This is a genomic window from Klebsiella sp. S69, from assembly GCF_016516145.1.
GTDB classification, from domain to species: Bacteria; Pseudomonadota; Gammaproteobacteria; order Enterobacterales; family Enterobacteriaceae; genus Klebsiella; species Klebsiella oxytoca.
In genome coordinates this window covers 61,449-81,035 of sequence record NZ_JACVUU010000014.1, presented here as the reverse complement: position 1 = coordinate 81,035, position 19,587 = coordinate 61,449, and the positions used below count along the sequence as shown (strand labels likewise).

At 56.3% G+C, this 19,587-nt stretch carries 17 protein-coding genes and 1 tRNA gene; 11 read left to right on the top strand and 7 right to left on the bottom strand.

Annotated elements, in window-relative coordinates:
• Positions 1 to 197: 197 nt before the first annotated feature.
• The 4 genes from IAE27_RS15045 to IAE27_RS15030 all read right to left on the bottom strand — a co-directional run bounded on the left by IAE27_RS15045 (position 198) and on the right by IAE27_RS15030 (position 4,380).
• Positions 198 to 274: transfer RNA gene (locus IAE27_RS15045), tRNA-Pro, on the bottom strand.
• 89 nt (positions 275 to 363) lie between these two features.
• Positions 364 to 2,052 carry a kdo(2)-lipid A phosphoethanolamine 7''-transferase gene (gene eptB / locus IAE27_RS15040; RefSeq protein ID WP_004116305.1) on the bottom strand — a complete coding sequence of 563 codons (1,689 nt, stop codon included), beginning with the start codon at positions 2,050 to 2,052 and terminating at the stop codon, positions 364 to 366.
• 241 nt (positions 2,053 to 2,293) lie between these two features.
• On the bottom strand, positions 2,294 to 3,496 hold the full coding sequence (locus tag IAE27_RS15035; RefSeq protein WP_017145261.1) for an MFS transporter: 1,203 nt from the start codon (positions 3,494 to 3,496) through the stop codon (positions 2,294 to 2,296).
• Positions 3,497 to 3,735: 239 nt separating this feature from the next.
• Entirely contained in the window at positions 3,736 to 4,380 is a 645-nt protein-coding gene (locus tag IAE27_RS15030; RefSeq protein WP_004116310.1) for a hypothetical protein, read from the bottom strand.
• 159 nt (positions 4,381 to 4,539) lie between these two features.
• On the opposite strand from IAE27_RS15030, the gene tag reads away from it, so the two are divergent.
• Positions 4,540 to 5,121 (top strand): DNA-3-methyladenine glycosylase I, encoded by a 582-nt coding sequence (tag, locus tag IAE27_RS15025; RefSeq protein WP_004106751.1) that lies wholly within the window; start codon positions 4,540 to 4,542, stop codon positions 5,119 to 5,121.
• Entirely contained in the window at positions 5,099 to 5,545 is a 447-nt protein-coding gene (locus tag IAE27_RS15020) for an N-acetyltransferase (protein ID WP_004116315.1), read from the top strand. Before tag ends, IAE27_RS15020 begins: the two co-directional genes overlap by 23 nt.
• Here IAE27_RS15020 and IAE27_RS15015 read toward each other — a convergent pair.
• On the bottom strand, positions 5,508 to 7,838 hold the full coding sequence (locus IAE27_RS15015) for a molybdopterin guanine dinucleotide-containing S/N-oxide reductase (protein WP_154022763.1): 2,331 nt from the start codon (positions 7,836 to 7,838) through the stop codon (positions 5,508 to 5,510). The genes IAE27_RS15020 and IAE27_RS15015 overlap by 38 nt on opposite strands.
• Positions 7,839 to 8,005: 167 nt before the next feature.
• On the opposite strand from IAE27_RS15015, the gene IAE27_RS15010 reads away from it, so the two are divergent.
• From IAE27_RS15010 to ghrB, 6 genes are all read left to right on the top strand, one after another.
• Positions 8,006 to 8,668, top strand: a complete 663-nt coding sequence (locus IAE27_RS15010; protein ID WP_004106757.1) for an OmpA family lipoprotein — start codon at positions 8,006 to 8,008, stop codon at positions 8,666 to 8,668.
• Positions 8,669 to 8,762: 94 nt separating this feature from the next.
• A complete protein-coding gene (locus IAE27_RS15005; protein WP_004106759.1) occupies positions 8,763 to 9,779 on the top strand; it encodes a LacI family DNA-binding transcriptional regulator in 1,017 nt (338 codons plus the stop codon).
• Between the two features lie 108 nt (positions 9,780 to 9,887).
• On the top strand, positions 9,888 to 10,637 hold the full coding sequence (locus tag IAE27_RS15000) for a sugar phosphate isomerase/epimerase family protein (protein WP_016807725.1): 750 nt from the start codon (positions 9,888 to 9,890) through the stop codon (positions 10,635 to 10,637).
• 3 nt (positions 10,638 to 10,640) lie between these two features.
• Positions 10,641 to 11,579, top strand: coding sequence for a sugar kinase (locus IAE27_RS14995; RefSeq protein ID WP_004116328.1), 939 nt, complete (start codon positions 10,641 to 10,643; stop codon positions 11,577 to 11,579).
• Between the two features lie 101 nt (positions 11,580 to 11,680).
• Positions 11,681 to 12,961: an MFS transporter gene (locus IAE27_RS14990; RefSeq protein WP_154022765.1), complete on the top strand. Its 1,281-nt coding sequence runs from the start codon at positions 11,681 to 11,683 to the stop codon at positions 12,959 to 12,961.
• Between the two features lie 24 nt (positions 12,962 to 12,985).
• Complete coding sequence (gene ghrB / locus IAE27_RS14985) at positions 12,986 to 13,957, top strand: glyoxylate/hydroxypyruvate reductase GhrB (protein ID WP_004116331.1); 972 nt, start codon at positions 12,986 to 12,988, stop codon at positions 13,955 to 13,957.
• 57 nt (positions 13,958 to 14,014) lie between these two features.
• Here ghrB and IAE27_RS14980 read toward each other — a convergent pair whose 3' ends face one another.
• Entirely contained in the window at positions 14,015 to 14,725 is a 711-nt protein-coding gene (locus tag IAE27_RS14980; protein ID WP_004106769.1) for a DUF3053 domain-containing protein, read from the bottom strand.
• A gap of 633 nt (positions 14,726 to 15,358) precedes the next feature.
• On the opposite strand from IAE27_RS14980, the gene IAE27_RS14975 reads away from it, so the two are divergent.
• The 3 genes from IAE27_RS14975 to cspA all read left to right on the top strand — a co-directional run bounded on the left by IAE27_RS14975 (position 15,359) and on the right by cspA (position 17,720).
• A complete protein-coding gene (locus IAE27_RS14975; protein WP_004106772.1) occupies positions 15,359 to 16,717 on the top strand; it encodes an MFS transporter in 1,359 nt (452 codons plus the stop codon).
• Positions 16,718 to 16,953: 236 nt separating this feature from the next.
• Positions 16,954 to 17,247 carry an HTH-type transcriptional regulator gene (locus IAE27_RS14970; RefSeq protein WP_004106774.1) on the top strand — a complete coding sequence of 98 codons (294 nt, stop codon included), beginning with the start codon at positions 16,954 to 16,956 and terminating at the stop codon, positions 17,245 to 17,247.
• A gap of 260 nt (positions 17,248 to 17,507) precedes the next feature.
• Positions 17,508 to 17,720 carry an RNA chaperone/antiterminator CspA gene (gene cspA, locus IAE27_RS14965; RefSeq protein WP_000014594.1) on the top strand — a complete coding sequence of 71 codons (213 nt, stop codon included), beginning with the start codon at positions 17,508 to 17,510 and terminating at the stop codon, positions 17,718 to 17,720.
• A gap of 96 nt (positions 17,721 to 17,816) precedes the next feature.
• Here the strand turns inward: cspA and IAE27_RS14960 are convergent, their stop codons facing one another.
• Positions 17,817 to 19,436 (bottom strand): ATP-binding cassette domain-containing protein, encoded by a 1,620-nt coding sequence (locus tag IAE27_RS14960; RefSeq protein ID WP_154022779.1) that lies wholly within the window; start codon positions 19,434 to 19,436, stop codon positions 17,817 to 17,819.
• Between the last annotated feature and the right edge of the window lie 151 nt (positions 19,437 to 19,587).

Here is a 19,587-nt window from a genome sequence, read left to right as displayed (position 1 = left end):
CCTTTTCCCGGAGGCGATGCTGCGCATCTGTCCGGGCTACCTGCCCGCAGACGACGCTGAACCTGTAGCCCGGGCAAGGCGCTTTGCGCCGCCCCCGGGAGCGGTGTGCGATGCGGCTAATTTCCCGGAGGCGATGCTGCATATCAGTAAGAGCTACAGATGCAAAAAAGCCTGCTCGTTGAGCAGGCTTTTGAATTTGGTCGGTGATAGAGGATTCGAACCTCCGACCCCTTCGTCCCGAACGAAGTGCGCTACCAGGCTGCGCCAATCACCGAATGCGGGCGCATCTTACTGCTGCGATACACACCCGTCAATGCCTTATTATGAAAAAGTCGCTCAAGCGGCGAGAAACTCGCCACTCCGCTACGGCTTTTTCGCCGCAGCGTCAGGAACGTGGCACCAGTTGTTATATTGGTTAATCCCGCCATCCGGCGAAGTATAGCCAAGACAGCCCATAATGGTGTCATACAGCTCTACGTGGCGGCGCGGCACCTTCATGGCTGCCTGCTGCTTCAGACGAGCAAAAGAGGCGGCATGATCGGGAGACGCCAGATACTTATCCGACATCCATACCATCATCGGCACGCGGAACTGCTCCGGCGGCGCCATCTTGCGAGGCGTACCGTGCAGGTGCTCGCGCTCATTAATGGACTCGCCGTGGTCGGCGGCATAGAAAACAATCGCTTTCTTATCCCGCAGCTGATCCAGCACGCTTACAATAAAGTGATCGACATAGGTCACGCTGTTATCATACGAGTTAATCAGCTCAGCCTTCGAACACTTATTATCGACGCCAACGCACTCCGGCTGCCACTGCGCAAAACTGCGCGGATAGCGCTGGGTATAGTTAAAGTGCGACCCTTTGGTATGCAGAATAATCAGATGCTTACCATTGGGATTCTTCGCCAGACCGCGCTTCATTTCGTCCACCAGCAGCATATCGTCAACGCTCTTGCCGCGGTTACTCGGCTCCGCGCCAATCTGCTCGCGATAGGCGATATTGTTCGCCATCGTGTTGCTGTAGAACCACATCTCGCTCTGCATGGCATACAGGTCGCCGGTAAAGCCAAGCTGATGCAGAACGGCAAAAACGTTCTGCTCTTTCAGCGTCCGCTGCGGATTATCATCCGCCCCGCCCTGACGGACGAACATACAGCGCAGGGACAGCTTAGTCGCGGTATCACAGGAGTATCCGCGAAAAGCGACCAGGTTTTTCTCCTGCGCCAGCTTAGGCGTGGTATTACGGCTATAGCCCAGAATCCCCATATGATCCCAGCGGGTGGTTTCGCCGATGATAAACACCACGTAGGTATCGTCGAGCCCTTCGGGCGCCACGTAGGTAAATTTTTTCGCCGGATTAATCAGGGATTTAGTATCCGATGACTCATCAACCTGCGCCCACGCGTACAGCCCCAGCGCCGAAAGCCAGTTTGACGGCAGGTAGGAGTTAGCCACTACGCCGCCGTAGCTTGGCAGATCGACCTCTGAGCTCCGCTCGAAGTTCTTCTGACGGACCTCCAGCAAACGGATTGGCCCCCAGACCATCAATCCCGCCAGCAATACGATCGTAATATTCTTCATCCGCTGGCCAGGGGTACGAATTTGCCGCAGCAGCGTGAAGCGGCAGCGGTTGCTCCAGATAAGCAGCAGCGGTAGCGCGCTCATCAGCACCAGCCAGAGGATCAGGTGCCAGCCGATCACCTCTCTGGATAAGTCGATGTCGGTGGTCATCACCGAGGCGATAATCCCGTAGCCGATCACCACGTTCAGGAAGGTCATGTAATAGCTGGCGGCAGCGGAGAATAGAACGACGATAGTCGCGAGGATACGCCAGACCCGGCGTCCGAACAGCGACAAAATACGCAGCAGAAAGAAGGTGACCAGGAAAGTCCCGACCAGTTCCACTGCCCCTGAGAGTCCTTTCCAGATGGTAAATTCCTGAGCGTACCCTTCGAAGCGGCGGAAGAGTACGGCAGCGTTCATAAACCAGCCGATGTACAGCGCCAGCCAGATACTGAGCTTCAGCTGCGTCATCGTTTTAATGTATTTCATGCAAAAAACCTGGAAAACGAAGAGATAAAACCGCCCGACTTAAGCAATATAAGTAAGCAGGTTAATAAAGTGCGTTTAGCTTGGTTATAAGAAACCTCTACAATGCGCGCTAAGTAGACCACAGCGGAAGGGAAAAGTATCAGGAGGGAATGTGATCCAACCAAACATTTACAAAACATTTGGTTGGATTGGCACTATTAGCTTAGGTGATTAATCATCGAGACCACGATAACGCCCGGCTTCAGGCATGCGCTTCGTGATAAATCTCACTTTTCGGCTGGCGGATGGTGGTCGATAGCGCCAGAGAGAGAATCAGCAGCGCAAAGATGACGCAGAAGGTCACGTAGAAACCGCCGAACAGGGACGCAATCAGGGAACCGCAAATGCTGCCGATACCAAAGCCGAGATAAATCACGCCGTAGTTTTTCGCCAGGTTATTGAGGCCAAAGAATTCGCTGACCAGCGACGGGAAGACGGTAATCGTACCGCCGAAGTTAAAGGCCACGCAGGCAATGGCGGCGAAGAAAGTGGTGGCGTTCAGCGGAGCGAACAGCAGCGCCGCCATACCGATAAGCGAAACAACCTGCCCGATGGTAATCACTCGAATACGGGACATTTTATCAGACAGGATCCCCAGCACCAGGCGACCGCTAAGGTTAGCGATAGAGATCACCGTGACCGCGTTAGCTGCCGTCGCCACATCAAGGTGCACCATCCCCTGGGCAATATCTTTCGCCACGCCAATCACGTACAGGCCGCTCATGCAGGCGGTCAGGAACATTACCGCCAGCATCCAGTACTGTGGTTTACGCATCGATTCGGCAAGGGTGAAGTCGTTTTCGACGACGCCGTTGTTGGCGGTAGCGGTATGGTTCGGTGCGTCTTTCATCAGCGTCGCGCCGAACACAATCATCACCAGCACGATAGCGCCCCAGATAATAAAGGTTTTCTCAAGGCCGACCGTCGCCAGCAGATGGGAATCAATAAATTTAAAGCCCAGGCTGCCAAGCCCATAAGAACCGATGGAAAAGGCGGAGATCAGCCCCTTACGTTCCGGGAACCATTTGACGCAGTTTGACAACGTGAGCAGATAGCCGGCGCCATCCGCCAGCCCCACCAGCAGGCCCGCGCTCAGCCACAGCATCATCAGGCTGTTTGAATGAGCGGTAAGGAAGAAACCGAGGCCCAGCAGAACGCCTGACGCCATGGTGACGCGTTTGACGCCAAAACGTTCCTGTAATTTACCCGCCACGGATGAGGAGAGCGCCAGACCAAGGCTTAGCAGGCCAAATGAGAACGCCACCTGGCTTACCGGTTCGTCCAGCTTGGCGGAAAGGGAACTATTGAACAAACTCCATGTATAAACCGATCCCAGCGCAAATTGCGTAATGATAGTGCCGAGCAGCGTGAGCCAGCGGGTGTATTGACGGTTTGCAGCGTTCATAGCAGTTGTCCTGAATAATTAACTGCCGCCACCATAACGAAGTCCCCTGTAAGCCTGGGGAAAAAAGGCATGAGCTGCCGCTACTGCGGAATGAAATGCATAAAAGACGGAATGAATGACATTGCAAAACATTCACGCCTTAAATATTTACTGCAAAGTTAGTGTCCACTATCACTGCAAGATGCGTCACTGCTGTAACTGATACGTTAATAAATTAAATAAAACATGATACAAATAAATTAAAAATTGGCGCTCACGCCCATTAAATAGAGATAGTTTTCCCCGGAGGGCACATTATCCGCCTGCGATAGCGCCGCCCAGGCGGCTATATGGGGGTTAAGCGACATATCCGCGCCAAAGGTCACGTCCCGCCAGGCGCCATCCTGCGCGCGATTCGGCCCGCCAGAATCCGTCGTTAATCCCTGGTTATAGCTCACCTGCGCCCACGGATGTACGCCCCATAATTTCTGGTAATCGACCCGCCAGCCCAGCGTATTCACATAGCCGGCTCCGGCGGCATTTCGGCTAAGCAACGGCGAAGTCAAATCGGTATGTAAACTGGCTACCGGACCGGACGTCATGCCCTCGAGCAGAGAGAAATTCCAGCCGACGCTCATCCCGCGGGCGCTATCTGCCGGGGAGACTGCCTTATTAAATGCCAGTCCTGAAGGATCGTCGGCCGCATTTATCCGCTCCGCGAGAATATCTTCATAGCGCGGTTGGTGATCGCTGTCCCATGTATAGCGTTCCGCTGTATTACTTTTTGTATCGATAGCGATATATTCCTGTTGCCAGGCATTCGCACCGGCAACACACGACGCCCAGACGGATACGCACGCCGGGACCAGGAATCCCCGGAGGCCATTGCATTTCTTTATTATCATTAATGCGACTCCAAAAAGAGCCGAAACGGCAAGGTTGCTGTGTTTTTTTATGGGGTGCCCTATTCCTGCTGTGGGAATAATAACCCTGTATTAACTATTATCTTTATCTTTCAGCCGTCAAGTTGAACGACTGATTTTTATGACAAAAGGGAGAGGCAGATGCAACGTTGCGGATGGGTCAGTCAGGATCCTTTATACATTGAGTATCACGATAGCGAGTGGGGCGTTGCGGAAAAGAATCCCCGTAAGCTGTTTGAGATGATTTGCCTTGAGGGCCAGCAGGCCGGACTATCGTGGATCACCGTGCTGAAAAAGCGTGAAAACTACCGCAACGCTTTTCACCAGTTTGACCCGGTTCGCGTCGCCGCTATGGGTGAAGAAGATATTGAACGTCTGCTTCTCGACGCCGGTATTATTCGCCACCGCGGTAAAATCCAGGCCATCATCGGCAACGCTCGCGCCTTCCTGGCAATGGAAGAAAATGGCGAACCTTTCGCAGATTTCGTCTGGTCGTTCGTCGACAATCAACCGCAGGTGACGACCGCCGCCACGCTGGCGGAGATCCCGACAACCACCCCCGCTTCTGACGCGCTATCGAAAGCGCTGAAAAAACGCGGCTTTAAGTTTGTCGGCTCCACTATCTGCTACTCCTTTATGCAGGCCTGCGGTCTGGTCAATGACCACGTCACCGGTTGTTTCTGTCGCACAGGAGGCCAGGATGATTCGCCACTGGGACGCTAGCGAAACCGGCCCGCTGCTTGAGCTGTGGCTGGAAAGTACGATCCACGCGCACCCGTTTATCGCCGAAAGCTACTGGCATGATAGCCTGGCGATAGTGCGCGACGTTTATCTGCCCGCCGCCCAAACCTGGGTATGGGAACAGGATGGCATGCTGAAGGGCTTTATCAGCGTAATGGAATCCCGCTTCATCGGCGCGCTGTTCGTTGCGCCGGACGCCGTCAGACAGGGTATCGGCAGCGCGCTAATCGGCGAAGTCAAAAAACACTACGGCTGGCTCAGCCTCGAGGTATATCAGAAAAACGTTCAGGCGGTAAATTTCTACCATGCGCAAGGCTTCCGCATTGAAGACTGCGCATGGCAGGATGAAACCCAGCATCCAACCTGGATTATGCATTGGTCGGCGGATCAAATGCCGTCAGCGTAAGCTCGGGTCCGGTATATTTTTCCAGCCAGGCCAGCGCCGTATTTCCGGCGCAGCCGTTGCCCAGCCGCGAGGTGGGAATATCTTTGGTGAGCACGTTTACCGCACCGTTTTTGCAGATACCCGCCTGAGCGTCGAGATCCGGCCACGCCCCTTCATGCAGGCAGATAACCCCCGGACGGATACCCTCGGTTACCACTGCGCCGGCCAGCACCTGACCGCGTGAATTCCATACCCGCACCAGATCGCCATCGGCAATATTGCGCGCCTGCGCATCCTGCGGATGAAGGGTTAACGGTTCACGGCCCGCCACCGCGTACCGTTCGCGCAGCGACGTCTGGTTGAGCTGGCTATGAAGGCGATGCGCCGGATGCGCGGAAAGCACCTGAAGCTGGCCTGCCTGCGCATTGCCGTGCCACTCGTCCGGCTCCAGCCACATAGGATGCGGCGGGCAATCCGCATAAGCAAACCCGGCGATGGTCGGCGAGTGAATTTCAATTTTTCCGCTGGCGGTTTTCAGCGGATTCGCCAGCGGATCGGCCCTAAAGGCGGCAAAGCGGGCGAAACGCGCGTTTTCAGGATTTTCCGGCATTTCAATCAACTGATTGTCCTGCCAGAACTGGGCGAACGGCGGCAGGGAAACCTGCTGCGCCGCCCCGCGCTGGGCGGCAATCTGGTAAAACGTCTCCAGCCACTGCAGATCGTTTTTACCCTCAGTGAAGCGCTCCCGCCCGCCCGCTTCCCAGCGCTCGCTGAGATCGGCGAAGACCTCGAAATCATCGCGCGCTTCATCGCGCGGCGCGACCACCCGCTTCATCGGCACCAGATGCTGGTTACTGTAATCGCCGGTCATCGTCATATCGTTGCGTTCAAATGAGGTTGTCGCAGGCAGGACGATATCGGCATGGCGCGCCGCCGCGGTCCAGAAGCATTCGGAAATCACCACCAGCTCCGGCTTTTGCCAGGCGCGGATCAGGCGATTGGTATCCTGATGATGGGTAAAGTTGGCGCCGCCCGCCCACCAGATAAAGCGGATATCCGGGAAGCGGCGTTCCATACCGTTATGTTGATAAGACGCCCCGGGGTTTTCCAGCGCTTCAACGATGCGCGCGACCGGGATTTTTTCCACTGCATCGGTACCGCCCGCCACGCTGCCCTGCATTGAGGCCAGCACCGCCGCGCGGCGCGTAGGGTTGCCGCCGTTGGCAAAGTGATAGGAGAGGCCAAAGCCTCCGCCCTCGGTGCCGATCTGGCCGAGCATGGCGGCAAGGGTCACCAGCATCCAGTGCTTTTGTTCGCCAAACTGCTGGCGCTGCATTCCCCAGCCGGACATTAACATGGTGGTGTTTTCGTGGAAAAGTTGTGCCAGTTCGCGAATTTTCTCCGCGCTAATGCCGCAGATCGCCGCCGCCCATTCCGCCGTTTTGGCCGTTCCGTCGCTCTCCCCGGTCAGATAGCGGGCGAAAACGTCATAGCCGCTGGTGCAGCGGGCCAAAAACGCGTCATCCTGCCAGCCGTTTTCCACCAGCGTATGGGCGATACCGAGCATCAGCGCCACGTCGGTGCCCATATGCGGGGCGATCCACTCCGCCGCGTCGCCAAAGAATTCCGCCGTTTCCGATCGCATTGGATCGATGCAGATCACCCGCTTCCCGCTCTGACGCAGACGATCGAACCACGGGATGCCCTGCTCATCGGAAGCGTTCCAGGCAATTTTTAGCGTATTTAATGGGTTAGCGCTCCACAGCACCACCACATCGCTATGTTTCAGCACCATTGGCCAGCTGGTCTGCTGCTGATAAACCTCATTACTGCCAACCACGTACGGCATGATCGCCTGCGCCGCGCCGGTGGAATAATCGCCCAGATGCCCGGTATAACCGCCCGCCAGGCTCATATAGCGCTGGAGCAGCGTCGCCGCTTTGTGCAGCACGCCGTTAGAACGCCAGCCGTAGGAACCCGCGAAGATGGCGCTCGGGCCATAGCTATCGCGAATGCGTCGATGCTGAGCGTGAATCAGATCCAGCGCCTGCTCCCAGCTCACCCGCACAAACTCGTCCTGCCCGCGCACGCCTTGTGGGCTTTCTGGCGAGGCGAGAAATCCCTTACGCACCATCGGGTAACGTACCCGAGTTTTGCTGTGCACCTGATCGCGCACGGCAGTTTGCAGGGAGTTGGCGAAAGGCGTATCAAGCGCTCCGCGCGACGAGATGACGTTTTCACCATCGGTTTCGACCAGTATGGGTCCCCAGTGGGCGGCGGTCAGAATAGTTTTGGTGGCAGATGAGGTTGGCAAAACGGGCTCCTGGTCAGCGATAGCAGGTGTAGTGACGACAAGTTATTCAGCCGTTCAATGTTATTTACAAATTGAGATGCTCTCTGCGGAATTTTCTCCGGCTTCGGGCGTCATAATCAACCGTCACGGTCGCTGTGGCAAAGAATAAAAAGGATTAAGGAATTAAGATGAAAAAACGCGTACTCATGATTGCGGCTATCGTTAGCGGCGCACTGGTCATTTCTGGCTGTACCACCAACCCCTACACTGGCGAACGCGAAGCGGGTAAATCCGGGATCGGCGCGGGCATTGGTTCATTGGTCGGCGCAGGCGTCGGCGTGCTCTCCTCTTCCAAACATGACCGCGGCAAAGGCGCGCTGATTGGCGCAGCGGCCGGTGCAGCGCTGGGCGGCGGCATCGGTTACTACATGGACGTGCAGGAAGCGAAGCTGCGCGACAAAATGCAGGGAACCGGCGTAAGCGTGACGCGCAACGGTGACAATATCGTACTGAATATGCCAAACAATGTGACCTTCGACAGCAGCAGCGCCAATCTCAAACCGGCAGGCGCCAATACCCTGACCGGGGTGGCAATGGTGCTCAAAGAGTATGAGAAAACCGCGGTTAACGTAGTTGGCTATACCGACAGTACCGGTAGCCAGGATCTGAATATGCGTCTTTCTCAGCAGCGCGCGGAGAGCGTCGCCAGCGCGCTTATCACCCAGGGCGTAGCGGCCAGTCGCATCCGCACGACTGGCATGGGTCCGGCGAACCCCATCGCCAGCAACAGCACGGCGGAAGGGAAAGCGCAGAACCGCCGCGTGGAAATTACCCTCAGCCCGCTGCAGTAACCTCCCCCTTTGCCCGGCGAATCGCCGGGCAAAATGCTTGATATAGCGGATTTTCGCGCTAAGGTGTGTGCAGATTTCAGCAAAGGAAGCCACCATGGCGAAAGCGGCGCGAGCAACCATTAGCGATGTGGCGAAAGCCGCAAAGACCGGCAAAACCAGCATTTCACGCTATCTGAACGGCGAGAAGCACCTGCTTTCCGACGATTTGCTGGGACGCATTGAAAAAGCCATTGCCGAGCTCGACTATCGTCCCAGCCTGATGGCCCGCGGCCTGAAGCATGGCCGCACCCGACTGATCGGCCTGATCATCGCCGATATTACCAATCCCTACTCCGTCAACGTGCTCAGCGGTATTGAAGCGGCCTGTCGTGAAAAGGGATTCACCCTACTGGTATGTAATACCAACAACGAGCTGGATCAGGAACTGCACTATCTCGACCTGCTGCGCAGCTACCAGGTCGAGGGGATTGTGGTCAACGCCGTCGGGATGCGTGAGGATGGCCTTAACCGCCTGCAGCAGTCGGCGCTGCCGATGGTGCTTATCGACCGCAAGATTCCGGAATTCGCCTGCGATGTCGTCGGCCTCGATAATACCCAGGCCGCCACCACGGCCACCGAACATCTGGTGGAGAAAGGCTTCGAAGCGCTGTTGTTCCTCAGCGAGCCTCTTGGCTCAGTCAATACCCGTCGCGAGCGCCTGAGCGCGTTTCGCCAGACGCTCCAGCGCCATACCGGCATCGTCGCGGAAAACGCCGAAGTGCCGTTGAACGATGGCGCGATGCTGGATAACGTCCTGCGTCATTTCCACTCCCACCATCGCGGCATGCGTAAGGCGGTAATTTCCGCCAACGGCGCGCTGACGCTGCAGGTGGCACGCTCCCTGAAACGCGTTGGCCTGATTTGGGGCAGCGATATCGGCCTGCTGGGCTTCGATGAACTGGAGTGGGCCGAGCTGGCGGGCGTGGGGATTACTACGCTCAAACAGCCGACCTGGCAGATTGGCTTCGCCGCCGTCGAGCAGGTGGTGCGCCGGATTGAAGGCAGCACCGACCCGGTCTGCGAAAGGGTATTTTCCGGAGAGCTGATCGTCAGAGGCTCAACCTCCCGCTAGCGATCCTTCGTGATGGCGATCATAAATCAGACATCCTGGCCTTTGCTTTGGAACCGATACCATCTAGCGTAATAAGCAACGCATCAGATAATCGTCGGGAGTATTGGGATGGCCAGAAAGATTATTGTCGTTACCGCCGCGTACGGGAATGACCACGTTAAAGCGCTGGGCGGACAGTCCGCCGTCCTGCCGTTTATCGCCGGTTCCGGCGCCGATGGCGTAGAGATCCGCCGCGAACTGTTCACCCCTGATGAACTGTCCCGCCTGGCGGAATTAGCGGCCGACATTGAGCGTCGCGGCCTGCTGGTCTGCTATTCCGCGCCGGAAGCCCTGTTTGCCGCAGACGGCTCGCTCAACCCGCGTCTTAGCGACTTTTTACAGGAAGCGCAAACGCTCAACGCGCTGTGGCTGAAGCTCTCGCTGGGCCACTTTAGCCACCACGATGACCTCGAAGCCCTGCGCGAAATTCTGCAGGAGAGCGGGATGGCGCTGGTGGTGGAAAACGACCAAACCGACTGCGGCCAGCTGGCGCCGATGCAGCGCTTCAAAGCCGCCTGCCGGGTTAATCAGCTGCCGATCACCCTCACCTTTGATATGGGCAACTGGCTATGGGTCGGCGACTCGCCGGAAGAGGCTGCTCGCCACCTGGCCCCGGCCGTTAGCTATATTCATGTTAAGGCGGCTGAGCCGCACCATTCGCAGTTTCGCGCCGTGCCGCCGGATGAGGCCTCCGCACGCTGGCTGGCGCTGCTCAACAACCTGCCCGCCGATGCCCCGCGGGGGATCGAATTTCCGCTGACTGGCCATGACCTGACGGCCGTGACCCGCCGCTACGTCAAGCTGTTACGTGAGGATTAAGTTATGCAAAAACCATTAGATGTCATCACGATAGGCGAAGCTATGGCGATGTTTGTCGCCACCGAAACCGGCGAGCTGGCCGATGTAGAACACTTTATGAAGCGCGTGGCGGGCGCGGAGCTGAACGTCGCGACCGGGCTGGCCCGCCTCGGCTTAAGCGTCGGCTGGGTAAGCCGCGTTGGCGCGGACAGCTTTGGCCGCTTCGTCCTCAATACGCTGGCGAAGGAGGGGATCGACGCCTGCGGCGTGAGCACCGATAGCCGCTACGCTACCGGCTTTCAGCTGAAATCTAAAGTTGAAAATGGAACCGATCCCATCGTGGAATACTTCCGTAAAGGATCCGCCGCCAGCCATCTTTCGCCGGACGACTTTAACGAATCGTACTTCGCCAGCGCCCGCCACCTGCACTTAAGCGGCGTGGCCGCCGCGCTGTCGGAAAGTTCATACGCCCTGCTGGACCGCGCGGCACGCACCATGAAGGCGCAGGGAAAAACCATTTCGTTCGACCCCAATCTGCGGCCGGTGCTGTGGAAAAGCGAAGCCGAAATGGTGGAGAAGCTTAACCAGCTCGCCTTCCAGGCCGACTGGGTTCTGCCGGGTTTAAAAGAAGGCATGATTCTGACCGGCCAGCAAACGCCGGAAGCTATTGCGGACTTTTATCTCCGCCACGGTGTTCGCGCGGTCATCATTAAAACCGGAACCGATGGCGCCTGGTATAAAACCGCCGACGGCGAACAGGGGGCCGTCGCGGCAATAAAAGTGGATAACGTCGTCGATACCGTCGGCGCGGGCGATGGTTTTGCCGTCGGGGTCATCAGCGCCCTGTTGGAAGGAAAACCGCTGCAGCAGGCGGTAAAACGTGGAAATAAAATTGGCTCCCTGGCCATACAGGTTCAGGGCGATAGCGAAGGCTTACCCACGCGCGAGGCGCTGGACGAGTAAACAGATTCAGCACAACGTCAGGCCGTTCTGTACCCTACATGCAGCGCGGCGTAACGGATCTTTTCTATGATGAGCGTCACCTCAATTACAGAGGCAAACCTATGAATAGTTCAACGAATGCAACAAAACGCTGGTGGTACATCATGCCTATCGTGTTTATCACGTATAGCCTGGCATACCTCGACCGCGCTAACTTCAGCTTCGCTTCGGCGGCCGGTATTACCGAAGACCTGGGGATCACCAAAGGTATCTCCTCCCTGCTGGGAGCGCTGTTCTTCCTCGGCTACTTCTTCTTTCAGATCCCCGGCGCGATTTACGCCGAACGCCGCAGCGTACGTAAACTGATTTTTATCTGTCTGATCCTGTGGGGTGCCTGCGCCTCGCTGACCGGGATGGTGCACAATATCCCCGCGCTGGCGGCGATTCGCTTTATCCTTGGCGTTGTCGAGGCTGCGGTCATGCCGGCGATGCTGATTTACATCAGCAACTGGTTTACGAAATCTGAACGCTCTCGCGCCAATACCTTCCTGATCCTCGGTAACCCGGTGACGGTGCTGTGGATGTCGGTCGTATCCGGCTATCTCATCCAGGCTTTCGGCTGGCGGGAAATGTTTATTATTGAAGGGGTTCCGGCGGTAATTTGGGCCTTCTGCTGGTGGGTGCTGGTAAAAGATAAACCGTCGCAGGTCAACTGGCTGGCGGAAAGTGAAAAAGCCGCGTTACAGGAGCAGCTGGAGCGTGAACAGCAGGGTATCAAACCGGTGCGCAACTACGGCGAAGCCTTCCGCTCGCGCAATGTTATCCTGCTGTGCATGCAGTATTTCGCCTGGAGCATCGGGGTTTACGGTTTCGTTCTGTGGCTGCCGTCCATTATCCGCAGCGGCGGCGAGAATATGGGCATGGTCGAAGTCGGCTGGCTCTCCTCGGTTCCCTATCTGGCGGCGACCATCGCGATGATCGTAGTCTCCTGGGCCTCTGATAAAATGCAGAACCGCAAGCTGTTTGTCTGGCCGCTGCTGCTGATTGCCGCCTTCGCCTTTATTGGTTCCTGGGCCGTTGGCGCCAACTATTTCTGGATCTCGTACACCCTGCTGGTGATTGCCGGCGCGGCGATGTACGCCCCCTACGGGCCGTTCTTCGCCATTATTCCTGAGATGTTACCGCGCAACGTCGCCGGCGGCGCCATGGCGCTGATTAACAGCATGGGCGCGCTGGGTTCGTTCTTCGGTTCATGGTTTGTCGGTTACCTGAACGGCACCACCGGCAGCCCCGCAGCCTCGTACATTTTCATGGGAGTGGCGCTTTTCGTCTCGGTATGGCTTACTTTGATTGTTAAGCCTGCTAATAATCAAAAACTTCCGCTTGGCGCACGTCACGCCTGAAACCTTAACGCAACGGAGAACCGCATGAAGCCGTCAGTTATTCTCTACAAAACGCTTCCCGACGACCTGCAACAGCGTCTGGAACAACACTTTACCGTCACTCAGGTGAAAAACCTGCGTCCGGAGACCGTTTCGCAGCACGCCGACGCGTTCGCTGAAGCGGTTGGCCTGCTGGGTTCCAGCGAAAAAGTCGATACCGCGTTACTGGAGAAAATGCCCAAGCTTCGTGCGACCTCGACCATTTCCGTCGGTTACGATAACTTCGACGTCGAGGCGCTGAATGCGCGTAAGGTGCTGCTGATGCACACCCCGACCGTGCTGACCGAAACCGTCGCCGATACCGTAATGGCCCTGGTACTGAGCACCGCGCGTCGGGTGGTTGAGGTGGCCAACCGCGTGAAGGCCGGGGAGTGGACCAAAAGCATCGGTTCGGACTGGTTTGGCAACGATGTGCATCATAAAACCCTCGGCATCGTGGGTATGGGGCGTATCGGGATGGCGCTCGCCCAGCGCGCCCACGCGGGCTTCGGTATGCCGATTCTCTACAATGCCCGCCGCCAGCACCCGCAGGCGGAAGAGCGCTTTAACGCCCGCTATTGCGATCTCGATACCCTGCTGCAGGAAGCGGATTTTGTCTGCCTGATCCTACCGCTGACCGACGAGACTTATCATCTGTTCGGCAAAGAACAGTTCGCCAAAATGAAGTCCAGCGCCATCTTTATTAACGCCGGGCGCGGCCCGGTAGTGGACGAAAAGGCGCTGATTGCCGCGCTGCAGGAAGGGGTTATTCACGCCGCCGGACTGGACGTTTTCGAACAAGAGCCGCTGGCGAAAGACTCCCCGCTGCTGACTATGCCGAACGTTGTTGCCGTGCCGCATATTGGCTCCGCAACGCATGAAACCCGCTATAACATGGCGGCCTGCGCGGTGGATAACCTGATTGATGCTCTGAACGGTAAAGTGGAAAAGAACTGCGTGAATCCGCAGGTGAAGTGAGAAGGGGAAAAAGAAAACCCGGGCGAAGGTGAAGCCTTGCCCGGGCTATCAGAGCCATTAACGAGTCGCGTTAACAGCTGCCGTCCACGCCTGGTTGAAGGCCTGGTGCTGAGCGGCCAGCGGGCCAATCAGCGTATTGTACTGGCTGGCCTGCTGCGAAGTCGGGAACTGAATACCGTTCGCCGCAAAGCTAACCTGGGATTCTTGCTGAGCAATAAAATCGCCTACCTGCACCAGCTGCTGGGTAAAGACCTGAGCGGCCGGAATAAGCGGCTGTAGCGCATTCGCCGGCGCGGTCACGACTTTATTATACACCTGGTCGAAGACCGGTTTGAGATCGTCCCCCTGCTTCAGCGCGCCGTGAGCGGCATCCGCCTGCATTTTTGCATTCTCCAGCTGCTGGCTCAGTACGCCCAGGGCGCCGTTTGCCTGACGCAGCGGCTCGCGCTGGGTGACATAATCCTGCGGTACGCGGATCGCGTTTACGCTATCCACCACCGGACGCAAACCCGCATCCATCGCCTGGCTTACCTGCTGTGAATAGCCATAAATCACCGCATAATCGGAAACGAAAGGCCCAAACTGTTTTTTCTGATCGGCGGTCAGCGTCGGCAGACGTTCGCCGCTACGCATTGCCGTATTTTGCAGGAAATCGATGAACGCTTTGCGCTGATCGCCTTCTTTATCAAAACACCCACTCAGGCTAACCACCATTAACAGGGCCGCAATAGCCGCAAACCAGCGAGAGCAGGACTTTCCTGTCGCCATTTTTTTACTCCTTTCAGCCAAAAAAAGCGCAAACAGACACACACGTGCCAGACGCTGACAAGGATAGTCCAGGTCGGCCTTGCAGGATACCTTTTCCTCACAATCTTCCTCCCTGAAAGCCGGCTTTTTAGCGTTTTAGCGGCCAGTCGCGCCGGCTGTTAAGTTCATCACAATTACCGCTATCATCCGGCATTCGAGCGAAACGCTTAACTATTTGATTTTACTATTATTAATCTATTCTTTTTTCTGCCCACGTCGCAAAGTGGACGATAATCGCACGCTTCCCTTTTCGCCTGCATTGCCTGAACCGCCGTTCGATGATTTTATTAAATGAGCGATTAACGGCTCTTTGTTCGATAATCGCACAAACAACATCAACGACCGCGAGGGAGATAACAATAATCGATACCCCAAGTAATTCGAGTTGCGGGACAAAGCGGTTAACCGTTTTGAACAGCGCTTGCGCTGGCACCGTAAGGGGCGAGGCCTTAAGCCGCGTAACGCGGCAAGTGAGAGAGTCCCAGGCGCTTACTGGTGTAAGTGACTGGGGTGAACGAGCGAAGCCAACGCACAGGCAACTTGAAGTATGACGGGTATATCTCTGTCCCCCGCTCTGCCTGCCAGGAATGCCGCATGAAGAAAACAACCATCGATATTCAGGCTTTTATCAATGAACATCCCTTCACGAAATACCAGTGGATGATTCTGGCCTTATGTTTTATCACCGTCGCGATGGACGGATTCGATACCGCGATAATCGGCTTTATCGCCTCTGACCTGGTGCAGGAATGGGGCGTCGAAAAATCGGCGTTAGGCCCGGTGATGAGCGCCGCCTTAGTCGGGCTCGCCGTCGGCGCGCTGACCGCCGGACCGCTCGCCGATCGCGTTGGGCGCAAAAAAGTTCTGATTTTGTCCATTGTGGTTTTCGGCGGCTTCAGCCTGCTGACCGCCTTTGCTACCAGCCTTAATCAGCTAACGCTGCTGCGTTTTCTCACCGGCCTTGGGCTGGGTGCCGCCATGCCGAACGCCGCGACGCTGATGAGCGAATATGCCCCTGAGCGCCGCAGAGCGCTAATGGTCAATCTGATGTTCGTTGGCTTTCCAATGGGCTCCTCGCTGGGCGGTTTTCTCTCCGCCTGGATGATCCCCCATTACGGCTGGCAAAGCGTGCTGGTGCTCGGTGGCGTAATGCCGCTGCTGCTGGCGGTCGTTTTGATCTTTTTTCTACCGGAATCCGCGCGCTATATGGTGGTCAAACGCCAGCCTGCGCAGCGTATCGCCGCGATCCTGCGCCGCATCGCACCTGTTCCTGAGCAGGCGGAATTTGAGCTACGCGAAGCGGGCCAGGTAAAAGAGAAATCGTCCATCGGCGTGATTTTTTCTCCGCGCTACGCCGTCGGCACCGTGATGCTTTGCCTGACCTACTTTATGGGCCTGCTGATCTTCTATTTACTGACCAGCTGGCTGCCGCTGCTCATCCGCGAAACCGGGGCGACGATGAGCCAGGCCTCCATTATCACCGCGCTGTTCCCGCTGGGTGGCGGCATTGGCGTACTCATTCTCGGCGCGCTGATGGATAAGCTCAATCCAAACAAAGTCGTGGCGGTAGGCTGGCTGCTGACGGGGGTCTTTGTTTGTCTGGTCGGTTTCTCAACCCATAACCTGCTGCTGATGGGGATTATGGTATTTATCGCCGGCAGCATTATGAACGGCGCGCAATCGTCGATGCCGGCGCTGGCTGCCGGCTTCTATCCCACTCAAGGACGCGCAACCGGCGTGGCCTGGATGCTGGGTATTGGCCGCTTTGGCGGCATTCTCGGGGCGTTTAGCGGCGCATTCCTGATGCAGGCCCAGCTCTCTTTCGAAACAATTTTCTCCCTGCTTGCTATCCCGGCATTTCTGTCGGCCATCGCCCTGCTAGTGAAATATAAGCTGGGTCAGCGGCAACCTGCGGCTGCGCCAGGCGAAGTGGAGAAGCTGCAAAAGGCGTAATACACCGGCCAGCGGGCGCGCGCTGGCCATTTCTGCTTTTCTTCTGACCTGTTTACAATAATTTGCTTAACTGCTCTCTCTATTACTTTTCAGCACCTTATAGCGTCTGTAACGGACCTGAAGAACCTCTGGTGATAAATAATTATCAGGGTAATCATTCCAGGGCTTTTTTTCCGACTATTCTTAAGAGGCTCTACATAATTCACCCTCCGCCGTATGAAAGAGAGGAGTCCTCAATGGAATATAAAGATCCTGCATTTGAACTGCTGAGCAACCTTGAACAAATTATTTTTAAAGATCAGGCTCAGGCGGCCTCCCTGACGCGTAAGCCCGCCGCATGCATTGAATTTGACCAGCTACGCAAAGGTACCGGGCTGAAAATAGATGATTTTGCCAACGCCATGGGCGTCAGCGTAGCAATGGTACAAGAGTGGGAGTCAAGACGCGTACGGCCTTCGCCCACGGAGCTTAAGCTGATGCGCCTGATACAGGCCAATCCGCAGCTTTCAAGACAGCTTATTGATTCATAATTTTAGCGTTTATAGGTTTCGGCTAGCGGTCCTGCTAAAGGACCGTTTTCAAGCCAACGAAAAAAAAGTTTGCTATCACGACGTGAAAATGCGTTAATGCTCGCAGGTTTGAAGTAAAGACCACAGAGCATTCGAATAGAGCAGTCCTTCAAAGGTTATCCGTTGATACCCCGGTAGTGAACTTTCCCTTTATCGCTTTAAATCTGTAGTCCAGACCGTAACGCCGCAAGGCTCATTTATTTTTTTAAAGGTAATTCACTATGTCCGGTAAAATGACTGGTATCGTAAAATGGTTCAACGCTGACAAAGGCTTTGGCTTCATCACTCCTGACGATGGCTCTAAAGACGTGTTCGTACACTTCTCTGCTATCCAGAACGATGGCTACAAATCTCTGGACGAAGGTCAGAAAGTTTCCTTCACCATCGAAAGCGGCGCTAAAGGCCCGGCAGCTGGCAACGTAACCAGCCTGTAAGCTTAAAAAGCTCAAAATTCTAAGTCCCTGCCATACGGCGGGGATTTTTTTTATTTGCAGCGTAGGTCACCGCCATCGTAAATGGCGGTTTTTCTTTTATAGCCTCTCAAAGCACCAGCCATCTTCCCGCCATGTCAGACTGTGGGTCAGCTTCAGCGCCTGCAAGAAAGCTTCATCATGCGAGACCACCAGCATCGCACCGGGAAACCGGGCCAGCGCTTTTTCAATCGCCTGAGTGGATGCCAAATCGAGATGATTCGTGGGCTCGTCCAGCAGCAGAAGCTGCGTGGCATCACGCCGCCAGAGTACGCAGGCCAGCGCCGCCTTCAATCTCTCGCCTCCGCTCAGGGCCGATAGCGGCAGATCGACTTTATCCGCCCCCAGCTGTAGCTGCGCCAGCTGGCTACGCAACGCGCCTTCTTCTAAGGGCGTATCGCCGAGGTTCAGGTGCTTCATAACCGATAATGACAGGTCCAGTTGGGTCAGATGCTGGTCCAGATACGCCGCGTTAACCGATAAGCGGCAGCGTCCAGCGATCGGCAGCTCCAGACCCAGCAGCGTTTTCAGCAACGTGGTTTTACCGCAGCCGTTGGGACCACGCAGCGCCACCCGCATTGGCCCATCCATCCGCCAGCTCAGCGGTGCCAACATCGTATGCGCCAACCGCACCGCATCCAGTTCCAGCACCTGTTTTCCCGGGGCTATCCGGTTGCCAGGTAACGTAAACATCACCGGGCTCTCCTCTTCCACTCTCTCCCGCGCCTGTACTACCGCGTTGTTAAGGGCGCCATTTTGCTGTCGATGCTGACGCTGCAGGCTGCCGGGACGTTCTTTTGCCGCGCCTTTCCAGGCAACCCGCTCGAATGACGCGATATTTAGCGTATCGACGGTGCGTAACGTTTGCGCGGAACGCCGCTGGCAGGCATCGTGCTCTTTGTGCATCCGCGCGCGGGTACGGCGCCGTTCAGCGACGGCATGATCCAGCGCGGAGCGAGCCGCCTGCTGTTCCAGCTCACGCTGCTGCTGATAATCCGCATAGTTGCCGCCGTAGCGACGCAAAGTCGCAGGCGTCAGCTCAAGGATACGCGGCATTACCGCTAATAACTCCCGGTCATGGCTGGCAATTAGCGCCCCGCCGCGCCATTGTTTAAGCTGCTGATACAGCCACTCGCGTCCCGGACGGTCGAGATGGTTGGTGGGTTCATCAAGTAGAAGAAAATCGGCGCCGGACAGGAATGCCCCGCAAAGCTGCGCCTTCACTCTTTCACCGCCGCTCAGCGAAGAGGCGGGCCGTGCAGGAGAATATGTACCTAAGCCAGCCACAAGAAACGCCGTATCCAGACGATCCGGGAGATCCCAAAAACCATCAAGACGTTCAAGATCGTCACTTCGTCCCTCTCCTCGATCAAGGCGAGCGAGAGCAGCGAAAATGGACTCCAGGCCCAGCAATTCCGCCAGCGTCATCTCTGAAGCCCTATCCCGCAGCTGAGCAACGTAGCTCACGGAAACCATGCGCTCGATGTGGCCGCTCGACGGCGTGTCATGGCCCGCCAGCAAGCGTAAAAGCCGGGTTTTACCGACGCCGTTGCGCCCGACAAGGCCGCAAAGAGAGGAGTCCAGCGATAAATTCAGCGGACCAAAAAGGGTATCTCCTGTCGCAAAGTGACAGGTGACCTGATGCAAAATAAAAGAGGGGATCTGGGCACAATGAGCCATAAGCACTCCTGAATGAAATCAATACTTCCCCTGCTCGCCAATAGCGCTAAGCAAGGCATGAGATTCATCAGTCGTGTTTGTTCATTTGGCGCGTGCTCTCCAGTAAGACGAGGGATTCGTCGGGCCATAGGATAGCCGCACCCTGATATGA